Annotated in this window: 17 protein-coding genes, 1 tRNA gene and 1 pseudogene; 9 read left to right on the top strand and 10 right to left on the bottom strand. The window is 59.5% G+C overall.

Annotation, left to right across the window (positions count from 1 at the left end; all coding sequences use genetic code 11):
* Window positions 1–1,357 (bottom strand): annotated as a pseudogene (locus tag BGO89_12635) (hypothetical protein).
* Window positions 1,358–1,830: 473 nt separating this feature from the next.
* Here BGO89_12635 and BGO89_12630 point away from each other — a divergent pair.
* Genes BGO89_12630 through BGO89_12620 form a run of 3 tightly spaced genes read left to right on the top strand, consistent with a single transcriptional unit; the run spans window position 1,831 to window position 4,661 of the window.
* Window positions 1,831–2,652: a purine-nucleoside phosphorylase gene (locus tag BGO89_12630; GenBank protein OJX57319.1), complete on the top strand. Its 822-nt coding sequence runs from the start codon at window positions 1,831–1,833 to the stop codon at window positions 2,650–2,652.
* A gap of 6 nt (window positions 2,653–2,658) precedes the next feature.
* Window positions 2,659–3,681, top strand: coding sequence for a hypothetical protein (locus BGO89_12625; GenBank protein ID OJX57318.1), 1,023 nt, complete (start codon window positions 2,659–2,661; stop codon window positions 3,679–3,681).
* A gap of 8 nt (window positions 3,682–3,689) precedes the next feature.
* Entirely contained in the window at window positions 3,690–4,661 is a 972-nt protein-coding gene (locus BGO89_12620) for a phosphate acetyltransferase (protein ID OJX57396.1), read from the top strand.
* Here BGO89_12620 and BGO89_12615 read toward each other — a convergent pair.
* Entirely contained in the window at window positions 4,658–5,548 is an 891-nt protein-coding gene (locus BGO89_12615) for a hypothetical protein (GenBank protein OJX57317.1), read from the bottom strand. The genes BGO89_12620 and BGO89_12615 overlap by 4 nt on opposite strands.
* Window positions 5,541–8,162, bottom strand: coding sequence for a DNA mismatch repair protein MutS (locus BGO89_12610; GenBank protein ID OJX57316.1), 2,622 nt, complete (start codon window positions 8,160–8,162; stop codon window positions 5,541–5,543). Before BGO89_12610 ends, BGO89_12615 begins: the two co-directional genes overlap by 8 nt.
* 100 nt (window positions 8,163–8,262) lie before the next feature.
* Here BGO89_12610 and BGO89_12605 point away from each other — a divergent pair, with 100 nt between their 5' ends.
* The 6 genes from BGO89_12605 (at window position 8,263) to BGO89_12580 (ending at window position 12,341) form a co-directional block, all read left to right on the top strand.
* On the top strand, window positions 8,263–8,844 hold the full coding sequence (locus BGO89_12605; protein ID OJX57315.1) for a hypothetical protein: 582 nt from the start codon (window positions 8,263–8,265) through the stop codon (window positions 8,842–8,844).
* A gap of 107 nt (window positions 8,845–8,951) precedes the next feature.
* A tRNA-Ser gene (locus BGO89_12600) sits at window positions 8,952–9,042 on the top strand.
* 37 nt (window positions 9,043–9,079) lie between these two features.
* A complete protein-coding gene (locus tag BGO89_12595) occupies window positions 9,080–9,550 on the top strand; it encodes an SsrA-binding protein (GenBank protein OJX57314.1) in 471 nt (156 codons plus the stop codon).
* Between the two features lie 27 nt (window positions 9,551–9,577).
* A complete protein-coding gene (locus BGO89_12590) occupies window positions 9,578–10,789 on the top strand; it encodes a tyrosine--tRNA ligase (GenBank protein ID OJX57313.1) in 1,212 nt (403 codons plus the stop codon).
* Window positions 10,789–11,505 (top strand): hypothetical protein, encoded by a 717-nt coding sequence (locus tag BGO89_12585; protein ID OJX57312.1) that lies wholly within the window; start codon window positions 10,789–10,791, stop codon window positions 11,503–11,505. Before BGO89_12590 ends, BGO89_12585 begins: the two co-directional genes overlap by 1 nt.
* A 23-nt stretch (window positions 11,506–11,528) precedes the next feature.
* Window positions 11,529–12,341, top strand: a complete 813-nt coding sequence (locus tag BGO89_12580) for a hypothetical protein (GenBank protein ID OJX57311.1) — start codon at window positions 11,529–11,531, stop codon at window positions 12,339–12,341.
* A 36-nt stretch (window positions 12,342–12,377) separates the two neighbouring features.
* Here BGO89_12580 and BGO89_12575 read toward each other — a convergent pair whose 3' ends face one another.
* The 7 genes from BGO89_12575 to BGO89_12545 all read right to left on the bottom strand — a co-directional run bounded on the left by BGO89_12575 (window position 12,378) and on the right by BGO89_12545 (window position 19,815).
* A complete protein-coding gene (locus BGO89_12575; protein OJX57395.1) occupies window positions 12,378–13,226 on the bottom strand; it encodes a hypothetical protein in 849 nt (282 codons plus the stop codon).
* Window positions 13,227–13,279: 53 nt separating this feature from the next.
* Window positions 13,280–15,046 (bottom strand): aspartate--tRNA ligase, encoded by a 1,767-nt coding sequence (locus BGO89_12570; protein ID OJX57310.1) that lies wholly within the window; start codon window positions 15,044–15,046, stop codon window positions 13,280–13,282.
* Window positions 15,043–16,146, bottom strand: a complete 1,104-nt coding sequence (locus tag BGO89_12565; protein ID OJX57309.1) for a hypothetical protein — start codon at window positions 16,144–16,146, stop codon at window positions 15,043–15,045. Before BGO89_12565 ends, BGO89_12570 begins: the two co-directional genes overlap by 4 nt.
* Before the next feature lie 15 nt (window positions 16,147–16,161).
* On the bottom strand, window positions 16,162–17,232 hold the full coding sequence (locus tag BGO89_12560) for a hypothetical protein (protein ID OJX57308.1): 1,071 nt from the start codon (window positions 17,230–17,232) through the stop codon (window positions 16,162–16,164).
* Window positions 17,232–18,356: a hypothetical protein gene (locus BGO89_12555; GenBank protein ID OJX57307.1), complete on the bottom strand. Its 1,125-nt coding sequence runs from the start codon at window positions 18,354–18,356 to the stop codon at window positions 17,232–17,234. The genes BGO89_12560 and BGO89_12555 overlap by 1 nt, the downstream gene beginning before the upstream one ends.
* On the bottom strand, window positions 18,353–19,450 hold the full coding sequence (locus BGO89_12550) for a hypothetical protein (GenBank protein OJX57306.1): 1,098 nt from the start codon (window positions 19,448–19,450) through the stop codon (window positions 18,353–18,355). The genes BGO89_12555 and BGO89_12550 overlap by 4 nt, the downstream gene beginning before the upstream one ends.
* A gap of 71 nt (window positions 19,451–19,521) precedes the next feature.
* Entirely contained in the window at window positions 19,522–19,815 is a 294-nt protein-coding gene (locus BGO89_12545; GenBank protein ID OJX57305.1) for a hypothetical protein, read from the bottom strand.
* Window positions 19,816–19,852 lie beyond the last annotated feature (37 nt).

Genomic DNA, 19,852 nt, shown 5'->3' with positions numbered 1-19,852 from the left:
GAATGTTCGACAGATCCTGGATACCGCCGTTGACGATGCGGCCGCGAGGCGTGAATGGACGCTTCGCATAGTATTGACCGCTTGCAGAAGGAATGTCGAGAGCGCTTACGCCCACTTCCTCATTATGCAGGGTCTGGAAGATATACGACTGCGCCGGCCTGGGCAGACAATCGTTCGCTGCCTGCTGGTCGGCGGCACCGATCAGTTCCGCGCAGATCTGGAGCGACCAGTTCGAAACCTCGGGAGCCGTGAAGTTCTTGAAATCGATCGTCATGAGTTCTCCGGTTGTGAGAGTCTCATTGACGATCAGCGTATCGCGATAGACTTCCTGTCCACCCGGGGACTGACGGATGACGGCGATGCAGCGCGCCGTCGTCATGTCGTTCAGACCCACGTTCTGAAGCTGTGCCGTCACAGGGATGGCAACGCCGCGGGGATACTTCTGCGGAATGACGTTAGGCGAACGGATGCTGCGGATGGCGATATCGTTATCATAGGCGATGTTGAATTCCTTCTGATACGTTTGCGTGTATCCGGGAATCGAATAGGTCGCCTCAAGACGGTATGCGCCGCCGGGAATCGTCAACAGATTGAGAATACCACCGGGACCCGCAGCCGGACCTACGGCATTGGTGATCTCGTACTTGTAGAGCCCGGTGGACGATGCCACGTGGGGCAATATGTTGCTCGCTCCCGCGCGTCCTTCATAGATCACGTTCGACGAAGGCAGAGGACCGACGAGCCGGTACGTCAGGTTGATGTTCTGACCGTTGTTCTGACGGAACGAAATGGACGGGCGCGGATACTCGGTCGTGGAGCCATCGTAGACGAAGCCGGACTTGAGAATGCGGCGCGGATCGACGTCATCCGGGAACGATGTTTCGATACCCGACAGCATACCGATCTTCGTTACCGGACGGATGCTGTACCAGCCCGGATACCATGTGTACGGGCTGCAGTAGTCGCCACCGTCACCGATCTGATAGGCCATCGTGGCATAGAACGTGGGCACCTGTGTGTACTCGTACTCAGGCCATACGTAGGTATAGCCCGTACGGTACGTACAGATCTCGAAGAGAAGGTGCGACGTACCATCCCACTGGAACGGCGTCGAGAACGGGAATTTCACCCAGGTCGGCGTGCCCGCGATGGGAGACCATACGTAGGAACCGTTCTCATAGACCGTCGTGAATCCCGTATTCTCGAACGGACTATTCACCGTATTCCGGTCCGTCATCTTCACCTTGATGGTGAAGCGGCGACTGGTGAACGGCGTAGCATTACGGAAGTTGAAGGAGACGGACTCCATCATACCCGGTACGAGACCGTAGTAAGCAGCTTCTTCGGCACGGATCACGAACTGGGAACGAATCGTCCACCAGTAGTCGGTAAATGGATTAGGATTGTAGCCCGGTGGGATGAATATCCGGCTGCTTCCGGCTCCCCCCGCTACTTCCGTGTACAACTGGGCCTGCGCGGAGCTGAAGACTCCCAATAGCGCAATGGCCGAAAGGATCGCCGCCAATAGATGTCGGCGTCGATGGAGGAACAAACGATTCATAGTGTTGCACCCACAACAATGAAGAAACTGAATAGAAACCTATTCTCGCTTTTCGTTCGATTCAATACGCAGGCGGGTACACGTACACACACCGGATATCCTTGTCTCCCCGGATATCTCCAGACATCGTCCCCGCCCCCGTTCCGTTCCATAAGGAAAATAGCAATTCTTTCGTGTTAGCAAATAGTGAATTTTCTACAGCGGAACATCGTAAGCTTTACCGTCGACAATGCCCGTATCTTCGCGTAACTATCATGGAGAATTGACGAATGTCCTTGTTCGAACATACATCCGAGGCGGTTTCCCATATCCGGGCCAGGACGTCGGCTGGGCCGGCCATCGGCATCATCCTCGGCACGGGGCTCGGTGGCCTGGTGGAACATATCACCGTGGAAACGGCCCTGGACTATGCGGACATCCCCCACTTCCCCCTTTCGACCGTCGAAAGCCACCACGGCCGGCTCCTGTTCGGAACCCTTGCGGGGCGCCCCGTCGTCGTCATGCAAGGTCGCTTTCATTATTATGAAGGCTATACGATGCAGCAGGTCACGTTTCCTGTACGGGTCATGCATGCCCTGGGGGTACGCACGCTCATCGTCTCCAATGCCTGCGGCGGCATGAATCCGTTGTATCGACGGGGGGACCTGATGATCATCGACGATCATATCAACCTGCTGGGTGACAACCCGTTGATCGGCCCGAACGACGAGCGCTTCGGTCCCCGGTTCCCGGACATGAGCGAGCCCTATTCCTGTCGTCTGATCGACATGGCGCGAAATGCCGCACTGAAACTGCAACGAAATGTCCATCGCGGTGTCTATGTCGCTGTGGCCGGCCCCAACCTCGAGACACGGGCGGAATACCGCTTCCTGCGCACGATCGGAGCCGACGTCGTAGGCATGAGTACCGTACCGGAAGTCATCGTGGCCCGCCACATGAACATGGAAGTCCTGGGTATGAGCATCGTCACCGACGAATGCTTCCCCGATGCCCTGGCCCCGGCACGGCTCGAAGAAATCCTGGCCGCGGCAGCGTCGGCAGAACCCACATTGACGGCAATCATTCGAGATGTAGTGGCACAACTGGATTGATGGATCATGATGTTACGTAGCGCAGCCCTTCTCACCGTCTTCTGCCTCCTCCTCGCCGCATGCAGCCCAGAGGAACCGGTCATCAATTCCTTCGAGGATCGCTGGCGTGTCCTGACGGCCGAAGATGCCGGTCTCGGAACCTATACGATGCCCGACGGCAGCCGCGTTGCCGGGCAAGCATGGCGGAACGATGCCTCCACACCGTTGAACGTCACGCGCTTCCGCACGTTCCGCGACGAGCTCTTCGTCCTTCGTGCCGACGCTCCTGAAATCGTCGTCCTCGCCAACGATACACTCCGCGAACGCGCCCGTATCGATTGCGGGGCACTGGGTGCGGCCCAGGATATCGCCTTCGCCAATGCCACGACGGCCTATGCCACCCACCCATCGTCGAACGTCGTGAGCATCATCGATCTCACCACCTATTCGATCGTGCGTACTATCCGCGTGGACTCATTACCGAACGGCATCGCTGCCGCCGGCAACCAGATCGGCGTGGCATGCTCCGGATCCGGAACGATCGCCATCATCGACAGCCGTTCCAACGCCGTCGAAACTACCATCCCCGTGAACCATGCCCCGTTCTTCATCGAGCCAGATGCCGCCGGCGAACAGTTCGTCGTGGTTTCACTGGGTGACGGACGCCTGAACGGGGGTACGCGGACCGTACCGACGCTGTCCCTCGTCAATCTGATACGTCGAATGGTGACGTCGACGGTCGACCTGACGGCCCGTGCCTCCGAAGGACCGCAACAGAACGCATCCGGACTTGTCGTGACGGCGAGCGACTATGCCTACGTCCCCGTCCAGAACGGCCTGCTGCAGATCAGCACACGAGGCCGTGGCAGAGCCAGCGCCGTGCAGTTCGAGGACTATCGTAGCATCTGCTACAATCCGAATCGTGCGGAGCTCATCTGCGTGAAGCAGGACAAGCGTACGGTCGATGTCTACGACGAGTATGCCGAGAACCGCAAGACCACGACGACAGCCACCATCGACATCCAGACGTTGCTCGGAATCGCCCCATGAAGCATCCTGTGATTGATGCGCTCCTCGCAGGCGCCTCAGTTCGCTCGTCCAGAATCGCCTTTCCCGACGCAACGGATCCACGAACGATTCATGCCGTACGCCGGTGCATGGATGCAGGCCTGTGCATACCGACCCTCGTCGGCAGAACGGCGGACATCATGCTGAAGGCATCGTTCGAAGGTATTTCCCTCGATGGTATCGCTATCGTCGACCCGACGCATGAAGACAATCTGATCGCCTGCAGCGCCTTCCTGCACGACCGGCGAAAGGACAAGGGGCTGACGGCCGACATGGCGCGGGACCTGGCCCTGAATCCTCTCTATACGGCCGGCTGGCTGTTGCACGAGAACCACGTCGATGGCGTCGTTGCAGGCTCCCTTTCCACGACCGGTGACGTGCTGCGTGCGGGAATCACGACCGTCGGTCTCGCGCCGTCGAACAGCACGGTCAGCAGCTTCTTCCTGATGATCGGCGAACGCAGTACGTTCGTCTTCGCGGATTGCGGCGTGGTACCCGACCCGACGGAGGCACAGCTCGTCGATATCGCCACGGCAGCGGCGGACAACTACCGCCGTATACTCGACGACGATCCGCGCGTCGCCTTCCTCAGCTTTTCGACGAAGGGCTCGGCATCGCATCCTTCCGTGGATAAGGTCCGCCATGCCTTCCTGCGATTCCGCGAGCGCAATCCGTCCGTCATCGCCGATGGCGAACTCCAGGTGGATGCCGCCATCGTCGAACACGTGGCGGCAACGAAAGCGCCCGACTCTCCTCTCGAAGGTCGGGCGAACGTTCTGATCTTTCCGGATCTCAATTCGGGCAATATCGCCTACAAGCTCTCCCAGCGTCTCGGCGGCATGATCGCACTGGGACCGATCGTCCAGGGACTGCGCAAACCGTACTGCGACCTGTCGCGCGGATGCACTGCCGACGACATCGTCCTGGTCAGTGCCATCACGTCCCTCATGACCGATGCCTAGTTGCGGCGTACGACGAGTTCTTCCTTCATATCCTTGAAATCCTGCTCGGACAGATAATAGTGTGCATTACAATACTGGCACACGAGCTCGTTCTGTCCGTCCGCTTCCATACCGGCCACCTCGTCGTAACCGAGTGTCAGCAACATTCCCTTGAACCTGTCGATCGAACAGCGGCAGAAGAAGTCCACCGGCGTCGATGCGAGGATGTCGATATCCGTGGGCATGACCTGGCGCAGGATGTCCTCCGGCGTATAGCCGTCGTCGAGGAACTGCGTGAGACGTCCCAGATAGTCGATCGTATCGTAGGCGCGGAAAATGTCCTCCGGTCGTGCACCGGGCATGGCCTGGATGAGCAGCCCAGCGGCCTGCTTGATGTGATCCTCTTCATCGAAACTCACGTCCAGGACGAAGGCGGATGGAATCTGTTCCGACTGCGTGAGATAGTAGCCGAGGTCCGACGTGACGTCGCCCCGACGTAACTCGACGATACCGGTCACGGGCTCGTATTTGCCGTAGAGGATACGAGAGACCTTCATGATGCCGTTGCCGAGCGCCGACGTGCTCTGTTCCGCGGGCTTCGAGTTGAGCGTGGCATACCCCCGCACCTCTCCAACTTGCAGTGCTTCGGCATAGATACTGGCGACGGGACCATCGCCTTCGAGCTGGATCACGACGCGCTCTTCCCCATTGAGGAACGATGCCATCAGTCCGGCACCGGTCGCAGCACGTGCCAGCATCAGGGCGCGCAACGGCTCGTAGTGATGTCTATCCTGCGCAGCGCGTGAGAGTTCGGTACTGCGGATACATGCCGCGCGGAACATGCCATCCTTCGTGATCGCACGAACGACCCTGTCCCGTTCCGTCCATTTTCGTTTGATTTCATCCATCGAGGGAGCCTTTCAGGTCCGACAGCGCCTTGAGCGCCTGCATCGGAGTCATATTGTCAAGATCGAGTTCCTGCACCTTGCGGCGCAGCGCATCGTCACGAACCTCGAACATCGATAACTGCCCGGCTTCTTCCAGCCGGATCCGTTCCACGGCGGCAGCACGTCCACCGTCGACCGGCCCATGATGCCCCTGTTCCAGTTGATCCAGTACGGCCCGTGCCGTACCTATCACCGCAGGAGGAAGACCTGCCATGCGTGCGACGTGGATACCGAAGGAATGATCGCTGTGCCCGGGAATGACGCGGTGGGTAAAGACGATCGAATCGCCAACTTCGCGCACTTCCACCTGATGGTTGTGTATCCGCGGGAATTGATCGGCCAGCGCCGTCAATTCATGGTAGTGCGTGGCGAACAGCGTCTTCGCCCCCGTCACCTCGTGCAGATACTCGGCGATGGCCCAGGCAATGCTGATACCATCGAACGTCGCCGTCCCCCGTCCGACTTCATCCAGCAGGATGAGACTCCGCGCCGTGGCGTTGTTGAGGATGTTGGCCGACTCCTGCATCTCGACGAGGAAGGTACTCTCACCGGCGAGAATGTTGTCCTGTGCTCCTACGCGGGTGAAGATGCGATCCGTCAGCGGTATCCGTGCCGACGTTGCCGGAACGTAGCATCCTACGTGAGCCAGGAAGACGATCAATCCTGCCTGACGCAGGTAGCTCGACTTACCGGACATGTTGGGGCCGGTGATGATCTGGATCTGCTGCTGTTCTGTATCGAGCCGTATCGAATTGGAGACGTAGCGCTCGCCCGGCGGCAGCAGCCGTTCGATCACGGGATGGCGGGCATCCTCGATGACGAGCTCCGTGCCGTCATGGATATCCGGTTCGCAGTATTCATGACTCCGTGCGACGTCCGCGAACCCGGCCAGACAGTCGATGGTCGCGATCGCTCGTGCCGTCTTCTGGATGGCGGCACCATGCACCGAAAGTTCGGCACGCAGTTCCTCGATCGCCTGCGCTTCCATGGTGGACAGATGGGACTCGGCATGGAGGAGCTTCTGTTCGAGGTCACGCAGGTGCGGCGTCGTGAACCGCTCGGCGTTGGCCAGCGTCTGCCTGCGTTCGTAATGTTCGGGAACGCGGGCCTTGTGCGTATTCGTCACTTCGATGTAGTACCCGAAGACACCCGTCATCGCCACCTTCAGTGACGTGATGCCGGTGGACTGTCGTTCGGCCTCCTGGTAGTCGGAGATCCACTCCTTGCCGTTCGTCAGTGCCGAACGCATTTCGTCGATCCCTGCATGATATCCCTGGCGGAAGATCATGCCCGTTCCCACCTGGAGCGGCGGTTCGTCGGACAGCGCACGTCGCAGGAGCGCCGTCACCTCCGTGTGATCGTCGACGGCATCGCCTATACGGGCTACGGCATCCGTCGCACTGCGCCGCAACGCCTCCCGAATCATCGGCAGGCGTTCGAGACCCGAGCGAAGAGCCACGAGATCGCGGGACGTCGCCCTGTTCATCATGACCTTGGTCAGCAATCTCTCGATATCGCCCATGCCACGCAGATTCGTGCGTACATCTTCGGCGATGGATGGTTCGAGGACGAAGCCACGGACGACGTTCAGGCGTCGGCGTATCGCCTCCATCGACACGAGAGGCGATTGCAGCCAGCCGCGAAGCAGGCGCCCGCCCATCGGCGTGCACGTATGATCGAGCAACGTTATCAACGACCCCTGACGTCCGTCACCATGCATCGACGCATGGATTTCGAGATTCCTGCGCGTAGCCGCATCGAGGATCATGAAGCCATCGGCATGATGGACGTTCATACTCGTGATCTGCGTCAGCGATGTCTTCTGCGTTTCACCGACGTAGTGCAGGACGACACCCGCGGCCGTCAGGCCGTGAACGAGTTCATCCGTACCGAATCCCTTCAGCGACGCGGTGTTGAAGTGACGCAACAAGGCATTGCGTGTGAACTCGGCATCGAAATGCCAGGTATCGAGTCTGGTGAGCGATGGCGTAGCCGGCAGAGCGTCGACGAGGGGTTGCCACCATTCCTTCTCGTCCTTGTTCACGATGAGCTCGGCCGGCGTCAGTGATTCGAGGACGCTGGCGATGCGATCGACGGGGATGTCGCCAGCGGAAAACAGGCCCGTCGACACGTCGGCGAAGGCGAGGCCGCAGATGGACGGGCTGGCCTTCGTCGGCCCCGTGATGCATGCAAGGATCGTATGACTGTTGTTGTCGAGCAGTTTGTCATAGAGCACCACGCCGGGCGTGACGACTTCCACGACGTCGCGTCGTACGATGCCGCGTGCCTGTTTCGGGTCCTCGAGCTGTTCGCAGACTGCCACACGATGGCCTGCCCGCACGAGCTTCGGGAGATAGGAGTCGAGCTGGTGATACGGGAATCCTGCCAGAGGAATCTCGCCTGCCGAACCGTTGTTCCTCTTCGTCAGTGTGATTCCGCAGGCACGGGCCGTGAGGACGGCGTCGTCACCGAACGTTTCGTAGAAATCACCGAGGCGGAACAGCAGGATCGTATCGGGATATCGGGTCTTGATCTGACCGTATTGCCGCATCAGCGGCGTTTCTTTGTCTTTCATCGCAGCGAAAAATACGAAAGGAAGATCGCCTGTAACCTTCCCCGGAGGCCGGCGTACACACTCCCGTACATTTCACGATCATATCATTTCGGAAGTCGCCATGAAATCAATCAAGAACCTGCTCGCTGGTGCGGCCCTCACACTCGCCATGTTCGCCGTGACGCAGAGCGATGTTCGTGCCGCCGACAATTCGGAAGTTCCCCTGCACCCCGTCCGGACCACGATGGTCGTATCCAACGGCGCCAATGTCAAGATCGATGCCGATGCCGGTGATGTCCGCGTCGTCACGTGGATGTTCGACAAGGTCGCCATCGAATCCAGGGGCGGTGAATACACGCTCGAACGTACCACGACGCAGGACGGCAACACGATCCTCTTCCATGCAAAGCAGATCGATCCTTCGAAGCCGCTGGACGGCAAGGGCATCACGCACACGCTCTACGTTCCGGCCTCGACCCACCTGGAGATCTTCTCAGGTAACGGCAACGTCTTCGTCAACGGCGTCTACGGTGACGTCAAGGTCGCAGCCGACCAGGGCGAAACCACACTGGAACATGTCTCCGCCATCACGGAAGTCATCTCGAATAGCGACATGGTACGGTCCGGCGCCGGATCCGCCCTTGCCGTACCTGCCCATCAGCAGGTGGCACTCGACCTTCCGGGTACGTCCTTCGCAGAATGATCGCGCGCCTCGACGCACGACAGACGGGATGCACGGAGTAAAAACCGTGCATCCCGTCTTCGTTCTTCCCGAATCGATGAATTTCATTATCTTTGTCGCTCCTTAACGGAGAGGTGGCCGAGTGGCTGAAGGCAACGGTTTGCTAAACCGTCATAGTGGTTAAGACCGCTATCGAGGGTTCGAATCCCTCCCTCTCCGCATCCATTGCCCCGCTCCAGTGCGGGGTTCTCTTTTTATGGCAACGCCCAACGAACGATCGACCCGCTCCATCATCCAGAACCGCAAGGCCCTGCACGACTATGAAGTGCTCCAGCGGTTCGAGGCCGGCATCGTATTGACCGGAACCGAGGTGAAATCCCTCCGTGCAGGCAAGGTATCCCTCGTCGATGCCTATGCCATCTTTCCTTCGAAGGCGTCGGACGAGCTGATGCTCGTCGGCATGCACATCAATCCGTACGACTTCGGCAACAGGGAGAACCATATCCCTACGCGTCCGCGCAAGCTGCTCCTCCACGAACACGAACTCGTGCGCCTGCGTACCGGTGTGGAAGAGAAGGGTCTGACCATCATTCCGCTCTCCCTCTATTTCTCCGGCCCGTATATCAAGGTCGAACTCGGTCTCGTCCGAGGCAAGAAACTGTACGACAAGCGCGCATCGATCAAGGATCGCGAACAGGAACGCGCGATGCGCCGCGATACCGACTAGCCCCCATCCCATCACGACGACATCGCCATGCTGACAATCTCCGAACAACTCGACGTGATCCGCCAGAACGTGGTGGACCTCCTGCCCGAAGAAGACCTCGTCCGCAAGCTCGAACGCAGCGTCACGACAGGGAAGCCGCTGACGATCAAACTGGGACTCGATCCGAGCCGCCCCGACATCCACATCGGCCATGCCGTCGTTCTCAACAAGCTGCGCCAGTTCCAGGACCTCGGCCATCGCGTCGTACTGATCGTGGGCGACTTCACGGCGATGATCGGCGATCCCACCGGAAAGTCCAGGACGCGCCCCGCCCTCACCCTCGAGGAGACCCGCGAGAATGGCCGTACCTACGTCGACCAGGCATCGAAGGTACTGGACATGGAGAAGACGTCGGTGGTCCACAACAGCGAATGGCTCAACGCCCTGACCTTCCAGGACGTCATCGCCCTGGCGGCCAAGTATACCGTGGCACAACTGCTCGAACGTGACGACTTCACGAAGCGATACAGGGCCGGCGAGCCCATCAGCGTCCATGAATTCCTCTATCCCCTCTCGCAGGCCTACGATTCCGTGGCCATCGGCAGCGACATCGAGATCGGTGGTACGGACCAGAAGTTCAATCTGCTGGTTGGACGTGAGATCATGCGCTCGTCCGGGATGGAACCGCAGTGCATCCTGACGATGCCCATTCTCGAAGGCACCGACGGGGTCGAGAAGATGAGCAAGTCCCTGAACAACTACATCGGCCTGTCGGATTCGCCGAAGGACATGTTCGGCAAGACCATGTCCATTCCCGATACGCTGATCCCCCGCTACCTCCAGTACGCATGCTATGCACCAGCCGATGAAGTGCAGCGTACGACGCAGGGCCTGGCCGATGGTTCCGTCCATCCGCGTAATGCCAAGGTCGATATCGCCAAGCGGATCGTCGCACGATATCATGGCCAGGGCGATGCCGATGCCGCCTTCGCCGAGTTCGAGCGGATCTTCGTCAAGAAGGATGTTCCGGACGTCATCGAAGAACGCACCATCGACGGTCCTGCCGACCAATCGCTCGTCGACGTCATGGTCGCGACCGGTCTTGTAACTTCCAAGGGCGAGGCGCGTCGTCTTATCCAGCAAGGCGGCGTCAAGGTCGATGGCGAGAAGATCGCAGACATCGCCGCAGTGCTGAACTTCGCCGAACCGCGCATCGTGCGCGCCGGTAAACTCAAATTCCTGCGTATCTCGGTACAATGATGCTCAACGCCTGGGAAGGATCCCGCAGTGGCGCTGCCAACATGGAACGCGACATGGATCTTCTCGATATGGTCCGACGCGGCGACGTCGCACTCGCCTTCAGAACCTATACATGGGAGCCGTGGACGGTATCCCTGGGCAAGCATCAGCAGGACGAACAGATCGACCGGGAGGCCCTCGTCAATTCCGGTTTCGACCTGGTACGACGCCCCACCGGCGGCCGTGCCGTCCTGCATGCCGAAGAACTCACCTACTGCATCGCCATTCCGGTCACGGATACCCGCACGCCGCGTGCGGTCTATGCCGGTATCCATACCATGCTGCTGTCGGCACTGCAACCCTTCGTACCGGGACTGTCCTTCGAAGAAGCTCCATCGGATCTGCAGCATCACTATGCCACGTCCGGAGCCCTGGCCGTTTCCTGCTTCACGAGCAGTGCCCGGACGGAGATCGTCCATGGCAACCGGAAGGTCGTCGGCAGCGCCCAGCGGGTGATCGACAACGTCATACTCCAGCACGGCAGCATCCTCACGGGACCCGGCCATCTGATGATCGGCAATGTCGTCCGTGCATCGGCGGACGAGCGAGCGCGCCTTACGGAAACGCTCATGGCTTCGTCGGTCTCTCTTTCGGAAGCATCGGACCGGATCATCACGCCGGAAGACATTGCGGAAGCCATCCATGCTACCGCTTCCGAACATCTTCGCCATATTTGAATCCTCTTCCTTCCGGAGTCCCAATGTCACGTACGCACATCGTCGTCATCACCCTGATCGTCGCAGCATCGGCATTTCTGACGGGCTGTCTCCGTACGATGACGACTGTCATCCTGAAATCCGATGGCACGGCGATAGTGCGGGACTCGATCCTCCTGTCGATGAAGGGCTCGACGGCCGAGGACCGACCCGACTTCCTGTCGGACTCGGTACGGAAGGCGATCGACAGCCTTGCGACGGCCAGCGCTGGTACACTTGGTCCCGATGCCAGATTGACCAATCTGCGTCTGGTCGACCAGGGAGAATATCAGGGATGGATTGCCGAGTATACCGTCGCCAACGTGAACACACTTCGCATCGACCAATCGCGCCTTGCGAAGATGCTCGCCACGCGCGTCATCGAAGAAGAAGAATCGGGCTCGACGGCCGGTATGACGTTCTCCTATGCGAAGGACAGGATCGTCATCACCAATGTCCCGGACCTGAAGAGCGACGCCAAGGACAAGAAAAAGAAGAAGCAGTCGAAAGAACAACTGGACATGGCTCTGGGCATGATGGAAAGCTTTCTCGGCGGCATGCGCATGACCGTCAACGTCCAGTCCGAACCGATCATCAAGAAGACGAACGCGAAGTACGTGAGCGGATCGACGATCACCATGTACGATGTCAACATGGACAAACTGATCGCGGCATTCCGCAAGAACAGGAATCTGATGAACGAGCTGGAAGGCATCGAGTCCATGGCTCGACAATCCGACTTCGAGAAGGCTCTCCGCAAACTGCCCGAACACACCGTCACCATCGAACTCCAGCCGACCATCACCATTCAATGGTGAGCTTCGGGCGGGATCGGAACGGAATCCGTCCGCCCGTTATCGTTCGTTGAGAAGTGGCTCGAGGGGACGCAGGATACTGATACCGGTATGGCTTTTCACACCGTTGACGTATTCGCTCACGGAGACGTCGAGGACGACCTGCTTCTTCTGCGATGACGCATGAAGCAGGTGCGCCACACCGTCGGCCGTACGATGGATCATTCCCGTATGGGCATAGTCCAGGCCTTCCTTGTTCGTCGTGATGGCTACGATGTCGCCGGTCTGCAACTGCGGCTCGATCACGTCGATACGATCCTTGGGAATGTAGTACCTGACCTGACCGTTGATGGCCGTTTCGATGGTCTCCATCTTCTCGACGAGAATGGAATCGTTCTTGAGCGGCGCGTAGTACTTCGGATTCCTCGACATGAAGTTCACGTCGAGCGGGAATATCACCCCGCCGAGTTCACGCGACATGTCCTTGACGACATGCTTCGCGACATTGTCCTCGATCCATTCGGCCGTATAGTGCAGACGTGAAGTATAGTCTCCGAGCTGTCCTCCACGATAGCGAGTGAAGGTCACCTCATGCTGCAGATCGGGGAACGTATAGCGCCCCTTCTTCACGATCCTCGACATGTCGAGAACGTTCTCGAAGAACGTCACGCAGTCCAGCCCCGTGAGATCGATACGGCATACTTCGGGTCCATCCCCTTCCAGCGTACCACCGACGTAGGGCGTCCCCTGGAACAGCATGGCGAACTGGCCCATCAGCTCTCCGATGGGTTTCCGGTTCCATTGCTCCGTCGATGCCTGACGCATCGCCTGGGAGAAGATGTATCGCGTCGTCGCCTGCTTGTCCGTATTACGTTTGCGGCTGCTGCGCAGGGCCGATTGCATGGCCATCGGGGCCACGGCGATCAGCGCAAGGAAATGTCGGCGTTCCATCGTGTCCTTCATCATCGTGCCAGTGCTATACCGAGATCGGCGAGTTGCCTGCTATCCACATCCGAGGGACATCCGTCCATGAGGGACAGTCCCGACGTCGTCTTGGGGAATGCGATCACATCGCGGATGTTGTCCGTTTCCGCGAGCAGCATCACCAGACGGTCGAAACCGAAGGCGATACCACCATGCGGCGGTGCTCCATACTGCAGAGCCTTCAGCAGGAAGCCGAACTTGGCATCGGCATCCTCGCGTGAGAGACCGAGCAGATCGAACATCCTCTGCTGTACTTCGTTGCGATGGATACGGATACTTCCTCCGGCCGCTTCGTAGCCGTTGATGACAAGGTCATGAGCCTGGGCACGAGCCTTCGACGGCTCCGACTCGAGCAGTCCGACATCGTCGGTCAGCGGTGCGGTGAACGGATGATGACGCGCGACGTATCGTTGTTCTTCGTCCGAATATTCGAGGAGCGGGAAGGCGAGCACCCAATGGAAGGAATACGTTCCGGCAAGACGGTCATGGATGCCGGTACGACGGGCGATCTCCTGACGCAACGCACCGAGGATGAGCTGCGAACGTTCCCACTCCCCTGCCGCGAACAGCAGGAGGTCGCCATCTTCCGCGCCGGATGCCGCGAGGATCGCATCGCGTTCGGCATCGGTGAGCATCTTAAGGAAGGATCCCGTCGTCTCACCGTTGGCATGCTTCAACCATGGCAGCCCCTTTGCTCCGTACTTCTTCGAGAACTCGGTGAGCTCATCGAGCTGCTTCCGCGAGAAAGTCGCACAGCCCTTGGCATTGAAGACGGATACGACGCCACCGCTCGCTACGGCATCCTTGAAAACGGCGAAGCCGGAGTCGGCGACGGTTTCCGTAATCGTCCTGAGCTCGAGTGCATACCGGACGTCCGGCTTGTCGCTGCCGAACCGGTTCATCGCTTCGGCGAAGGACATACGCGGGAACGGAACGGGAACGTCAATGCCCTTGATCTCCTTCCAGGCACGTGCGATGAAGGATTCGGTCAAGGCGAGGATGTCGTCCTGCTTCACGAAGGACATCTCGACGTCGATCTGCGTGAATTCCGGCTGACGGTCGGCACGAAGGTCCTCGTCGCGGAAACACTTGACGATCTGCATGTAGCGGTCGAAGCCGCTCACCATCAGCATCTGCTTGAACAGTTGCGGCGACTGCGGAAGAGCGTAGAACTGCCCCTTGTTGATACGGCTCGGCACCAGGAAGTCGCGGGCACCTTCGGGCGTCGACTTCGTGAGCACGGGGGTCTCGATTTCGACGAAACCTTGTTCGTCGAAGAACCGGTGCGTGAGCTGATACAGCTTGTTGCGGATGAGGAAGTTCTGCTGCAGGGCGTGACGGCGCAGGTCGAGAAAGCGATACTTCAGACGCAATTCTTCGTTCGTCTGGAGATCGTCCACGATTTCGAAGGGCGTGAGTTCGGCTTCGTTGATCACACCGAAGTCCTCGGCCAGCACTTCCACGAGACCGGTCGGAATGCGCGGATTCGGATTCTCGCGCATGCGCACGGTTCCGCGGATCCATACCACCCATTCGGAGCGTAGCTCCTTGGCACGTGCGGCAAGATCGGGGTGCGTCTCGGACTGGATGACGGCCTGTGTGATGCCGTACCGGTCCCGGATATCGAGAAAGATCAGGCCGCCGAAATCCCGGCGGGCATTGATCCAGCCATTGATGGTAACGGAAGTGCCGGCGTGTTCCGGACGCAGTTCCCCGCAGGTCGTTGTTCGCTGTTCGAATGTCATGATCGCAATATGCTAAAGTCACGGAGCATGTCATCGATCGCCGAAATGACGTGCTCACGTGGAATGTCCGAAATACTGCCCTGCTGCGCCTCGAGAGGACGGCACGGCGACATGTAGGGATACCACGGCATGAGTCCAGGATCGTCATGCATGAACAGCACGACGCTCGGCGTCTTCCATGCCGCGGCGAGATGTACGGACGACGTATCGGGCGTCACGATAGCGTCCATGAGGGATAACAGGCAGGCGTATTCGTGGAACGACGGCACGATGGGCACGGCGACGGCTCCCGTCGACTCCACGATCCGCATCTGCATGTCCTTGTGCGGCGGTGCAGCGAAGATGTATGGATCAACTCCCGGGTGACGATGCCGTATGGTCGTCAGCACCTCCGTCATCGCCTCCTCACCGTACATCCGCGAGATGTCGCTGCCACTGATGTTGACGCCGAGCCGTATGTGACCGTCGTCGTGCAGACCGAGGATGGACATGGCCTTCCGCCGTTCCTCGTCCGTGACCTCGTATTCGAGATCGAGCTGCTCCGTCGAAGGATCGATGCCGAACGGCATGAGCAGACGTGCCAGACGTTCCACGATGTGGACGGAAGAACGGTCGGCCAGCGGCACCACGTGCGTGTAGACGCCACTGTTGGCCTTCTCTATCCCAAGGGCCATGCGCGCACCACTCCAGCGTACGAGCATCGACGACGTCGTCGACGGATTGTCCATGAGATCGATGACGAGGTCGTAGCGCTTCCGTCGCAATGCCTTCAGCAGGCCGACGACATCGGACAGCGACTTTCGATAGACATGGATGTCATCGGTATAGGCCGCCACCGCGTGACGGACGGCGAGATTGTTCGGGCTCAGCACCATGTCGATCGTCGCGAACGGCAACCGGTTGCGCAAGGCACGCATCACGGGAATCGAAACCAGGACGTCGCCGATCCTGTCCTGCCTGAGCAGGAGGATACGCGCATTGTCGGGAAGATGCAGGACGTCGGCCGGCTCGGTGACACGCATGGCCTCTCGCGAGCCGGACAACAGTCCTGTCACGCGGCGGCGTATCGCCAGTTCGATATGTTTCAGTGCATTGGCCATGATGGAAACCGCAATTTACCGCCCAGGCGCACGACGATAAGCGTCGATCGTACGGATGGCCGTATTCTTCCATGTATAGGCATCGGCATGACGCCGGCCTTCATCGCGTCCGGCATCCGGTATGTTCCATGCTTCGTCGATCGCCGCAGCGATGGAATCGACATCGAACGGATCGGCATAGACGGCATGCGGCCCTCCCGCTTCCCGCGCGGCACCGTACGATCCGGCGACGACAGGGACGCCGCAGCGCATGGCTTCGAGAACGGGGATGCCGAATCCTTCGTAGTACGTGGCGAAGACGAGACAGGCCGCATTGCGCAACAATACCTGTGTTTCCTCTTCCGTACGATATCCGGTGAAGATGGTGTTCGTCCCCCGTGCGGCTTCGTGGATCCGTTCGGCCCCCATACTGTCCGCCCCCGCCACGACGAACGGATGATGGGCCGCATGTCGCGTACGCTTCATGGCCTCGATCATCGCCGGCAGGTTCTTGCGGATGCTCACGTGGCCGATGAAGAGTGAATATCGGCCGGCTTCCAGACCGAAGGTATCGAGAACGACCGCATCGCGATGCGAACGCACGGGATCGATGTGATCGCAGCCGAGAGGCGTCACCGTGATGCGCGCCGCATCGACGCCGAACATCTCCATGAGGTCGGATGCAGTGGCACGGCTCGGTACGCAGATGCCGTCGGCCCAACGCAGCAGTGCATTCAGTCTCCTTGCGCCACGTTCACGGAAGACGTCGGAGGTATATCCTTCGATATGCCGGGTCTCTTCACGGAAGATGGCGAGATCATGAATGGTCACGACGTGGCCGGCACCAGGAACGGTCGGATAGTAGGCATCCGTGGCATGCACGACCTGCGGTCTCCGGATGATGACCGGAAGGCCGGGGAGGTAATAGCGGACCGCATGCTTCATATCCGGATCCATCGCTCCTTCGCGTCCTTTCCGGGACGATTTGACGAAGTACCGAACGTCGACTTCCGCTTCTACCAATGCGCGGGCGAGATGGTCCGTATATCGTCCGATCCCCGTCGGTGTCGGCGTACACAACGTCGATACGTCGAGTCCGACGGACATCATCGATCCACTCCTGCAATCGCTTCCGCGTAGACGTCGCGCGTGGCACGGGCTGCTGCATCCCACGTAAGCATCGCGGCACGGAGCGATCCCTTCCTGCGCAGTTCGTCGCGCAATGCTCCATCGCGATGGAGGAGGTCGATACCATGAGCGATATCGTCCACCCGTTCCGGGTCCACGAGCAATGCCGCATCACCCGCGGTTTCGGGAAGACACGTCGTCGTCGACGTCAGTACCGGGCATCCGCAGGCCATGGCCTCCAGCACTGGCAGGCCGAATCCTTCGGCGAGCGAAGGGAACAGCAGAGCCTGGGCCCCGCCGTACAGGGCCGCGAGATCGTCATTGGATACCGACGGCAGGACGACGATCCCCGGATGGGACAGTGCCTCGGTATAGGTCGTCCTGAACGTGCTCACGTCGGCAGTCGTCCCGCTCAGGACGAAGACGAGTCGAGCTGCCGATCCATCACCGGTCCATGAACGATATGCATCGAGAATGGCAGGAACGTTTTTCCGCACATCCATTCTCGCAACGGCAAGGAAGTACGGCACGTCGTCGAGATGATGCAGCGCGGAAGGGAGACCGGCACCGGCTTCCATCGGACGGAAGGGGGCGCCCACTCCGAGATGGATGGGAATGACCTTGTGGACCATGTCGGGAAAGCGATCGATGATGGTCTCTGCCACATACCGCGAAGGAACGATGACCTTGCGCGCTCCCTCCATGATACGCCGGACCTCGATGGCGAAGCCAGGACGCCTCATCGGGAACAGGTCGTGTACGGTAGCGATGTAGGGCAGGCCCGGCAGCACCTTCGAACGATGGGACGTGTAATGGACGAGATCCGCCGACGCCAGCGTCTTCCTCATCGCCCGTGTCTGCAGGTGGCGGGTGACCGTCCCAAACGCAGAGCCGAGCATGAGGTCATGCGGAATACCGCCCTTGACGAGCAGGGATGGAGAACGTCCGATCGCCTCTCCAACCTCGTCGACCCGACTCGTCGTCGTAGCCACGACGTATCGATCGTCACCCGGCATCGTCGTCAGCACACGGACGAGCTCACGTGCATAGCGTTCGATACCGCTATGTCCCGTGATACGTGTTCCGTCGAAACCGATGATCATCGCCCGCTCCGTACGGACATCAATTCCATGTAGGCCTGCAGCACCTCTGCGGGTTCGAGCGTTTCGAGGTCCTCACGACCGTTCGTATATGCGACGCGATGAGGTACTCCGAAGGGCTGCCATTCCACCAGGAACGAGGCCTTCAGCGAGTACATGACGACGACGGGTGTTCCCATCGCCGCGGCGGCATGAACGACGGACGTATCCGGTGTGATCACGACATCCATCCTCCCCAACGTCGCTACGACGGAACGGAAATCCTTCGTCGGCTCGCAACACGATATTCTGGACGGATCCATCGAAGCCAGCCGTAGAGCCATATCCCGACGTGCGCCGTCGGAGAACAGCACGATGTGGGTGTCGGCATCGACGGCCATGAGCAGCGTCAGGAATTCGGCATTGCGCTCTTCGGACCACATCCGATAGGGATTGCCCGCCGACAGATTGAATCCGATAGTGTGATGTCCTTCGTTCCCCCTCACCTGCTGGGCCGCGAACCGCTCGTTGGCGGCGTCCAGGCGGATTCTCATCGGAAAGGATGCGGGATCGCAACGTACACCGAACAATGCTTCCACGATCCGCAACTGCATCTCGGCCATCGCGGAGACGTTCCGTTCGACGGGAACCTGGACGTCGAACCACGTCGCGTAGAGATCTCGACGTGCGGCGTTCTCGAAGGATACGGTGATCGCCTTCGAGCCTCCGAGTCTGTTGGCCATCAGTCCGGCCTTCGTCGTCTTGTTCATCACAAGCGAGATCACGACGTCGTACCGTTGGCGGCGACAGGCCTTCCGTACTGCACGGAACGCAGACCGGCTTCCGTCGTAGACGTGGACATGTCGGATACGGTCATCATCGGCCAGCAATCCGGCGTTGCGGTTCGAGGCGACGACGTCGATAGCGGCATCGGGTACGACCGATCTCAGGGCATCGAAGAGCGGCGTCGTGACGATCATGTCGCCGATGGCGTCATAGCGAAGGATCAGGATCGACCGGACGGAGCTGGGGTCGAGGGGCAGTTGCACACCGCCACGCCGCCACCGGAGGCGTGCGGGAAGGTAGAGCAGTCGTTTGATGGCATCCTTGAAGGACATGGGGATCCGTCATAAAACGAAAAAGGAGCAGTTCCCCGCTCCTTTCGTAGAATCTTTCAGTATCGACAGTCTCAGTCGACTTCGAACGACACGTCGTAGGAGACATCCTGGGCGAGAGCATAGATACGTTCGATCGCACCCGATATCTCGGAAATGGATGCCGGATCGTCACTCTGATCGTATGCTTCCTGCGAAGGATAGATGTAGACTTCCTGGAAGTGGTTGTGCTTGTTCTTGGATTCATATACGGCGTACTGCGCACCATTCCCCGCATAGAACTGCTTCAGCTTCTGTACCGAAGCGAGATACTCCGGACGCTTGCCGTCGGGGATGGAATACGAGACGCGGAACTGGACTTTCGCCATGGAATCCCTTGTCAACCGAGTGGAACGAAATCGATGC

The sequence above is a fragment of the Candidatus Kapaibacterium thiocyanatum genome (genome assembly GCA_001899175.1).
In the GTDB taxonomy this organism is placed as follows: domain Bacteria; phylum Bacteroidota; class Ignavibacteria; order Kapaibacteriales; family Kapaibacteriaceae; genus Kapaibacterium; species Kapaibacterium thiocyanatum.
This window is presented reverse-complemented; position numbering and strand designations above follow the sequence as displayed.

Bases quoted from the DNA above. Each gene is read 5' to 3' on its own strand.
- BGO89_12580 (OJX57311.1), top strand. From the start codon at position 11,529: ATGTCACGTACGCACATCGTCGTCATCACCCTGATCGTCGCAGCATCG.
- BGO89_12550 (OJX57306.1), bottom strand. From the start codon at position 19,450: ATGTCCTTCAAGGATGCCATCAAACGACTGCTCTACCTTCCCGCACGC.
- BGO89_12595 (OJX57314.1), top strand. From the start codon at position 9,080: ATGGCAACGCCCAACGAACGATCGACCCGCTCCATCATCCAGAACCGC.
- BGO89_12570 (OJX57310.1), bottom strand. From the start codon at position 15,046: ATGACATTCGAACAGCGAACAACGACCTGCGGGGAACTGCGTCCGGAA.
- BGO89_12590 (OJX57313.1), top strand. From the start codon at position 9,578: ATGCTGACAATCTCCGAACAACTCGACGTGATCCGCCAGAACGTGGTG.
- BGO89_12585 (OJX57312.1), top strand. From the start codon at position 10,789: ATGCTCAACGCCTGGGAAGGATCCCGCAGTGGCGCTGCCAACATGGAA.
- BGO89_12625 (OJX57318.1), top strand. From the start codon at position 2,659: ATGATGTTACGTAGCGCAGCCCTTCTCACCGTCTTCTGCCTCCTCCTC.
- BGO89_12560 (OJX57308.1), bottom strand. From the start codon at position 17,232: ATGTCCGTCGGACTCGACGTATCGACGTTGTGTACGCCGACACCGACG.
- BGO89_12575 (OJX57395.1), bottom strand. From the start codon at position 13,226: ATGGCCATGCAATCGGCCCTGCGCAGCAGCCGCAAACGTAATACGGAC.
- BGO89_12555 (OJX57307.1), bottom strand. From the start codon at position 18,356: ATGATCATCGGTTTCGACGGAACACGTATCACGGGACATAGCGGTATC.
- BGO89_12545 (OJX57305.1), bottom strand. From the start codon at position 19,815: ATGGCGAAAGTCCAGTTCCGCGTCTCGTATTCCATCCCCGACGGCAAG.
- BGO89_12615 (OJX57317.1), bottom strand. From the start codon at position 5,548: ATGGATGAAATCAAACGAAAATGGACGGAACGGGACAGGGTCGTTCGT.
- BGO89_12630 (OJX57319.1), top strand. From the start codon at position 1,831: ATGTCCTTGTTCGAACATACATCCGAGGCGGTTTCCCATATCCGGGCC.
- BGO89_12610 (OJX57316.1), bottom strand. From the start codon at position 8,162: ATGAAAGACAAAGAAACGCCGCTGATGCGGCAATACGGTCAGATCAAG.
- BGO89_12605 (OJX57315.1), top strand. From the start codon at position 8,263: ATGAAATCAATCAAGAACCTGCTCGCTGGTGCGGCCCTCACACTCGCC.
- BGO89_12565 (OJX57309.1), bottom strand. From the start codon at position 16,146: ATGGCCAATGCACTGAAACATATCGAACTGGCGATACGCCGCCGCGTG.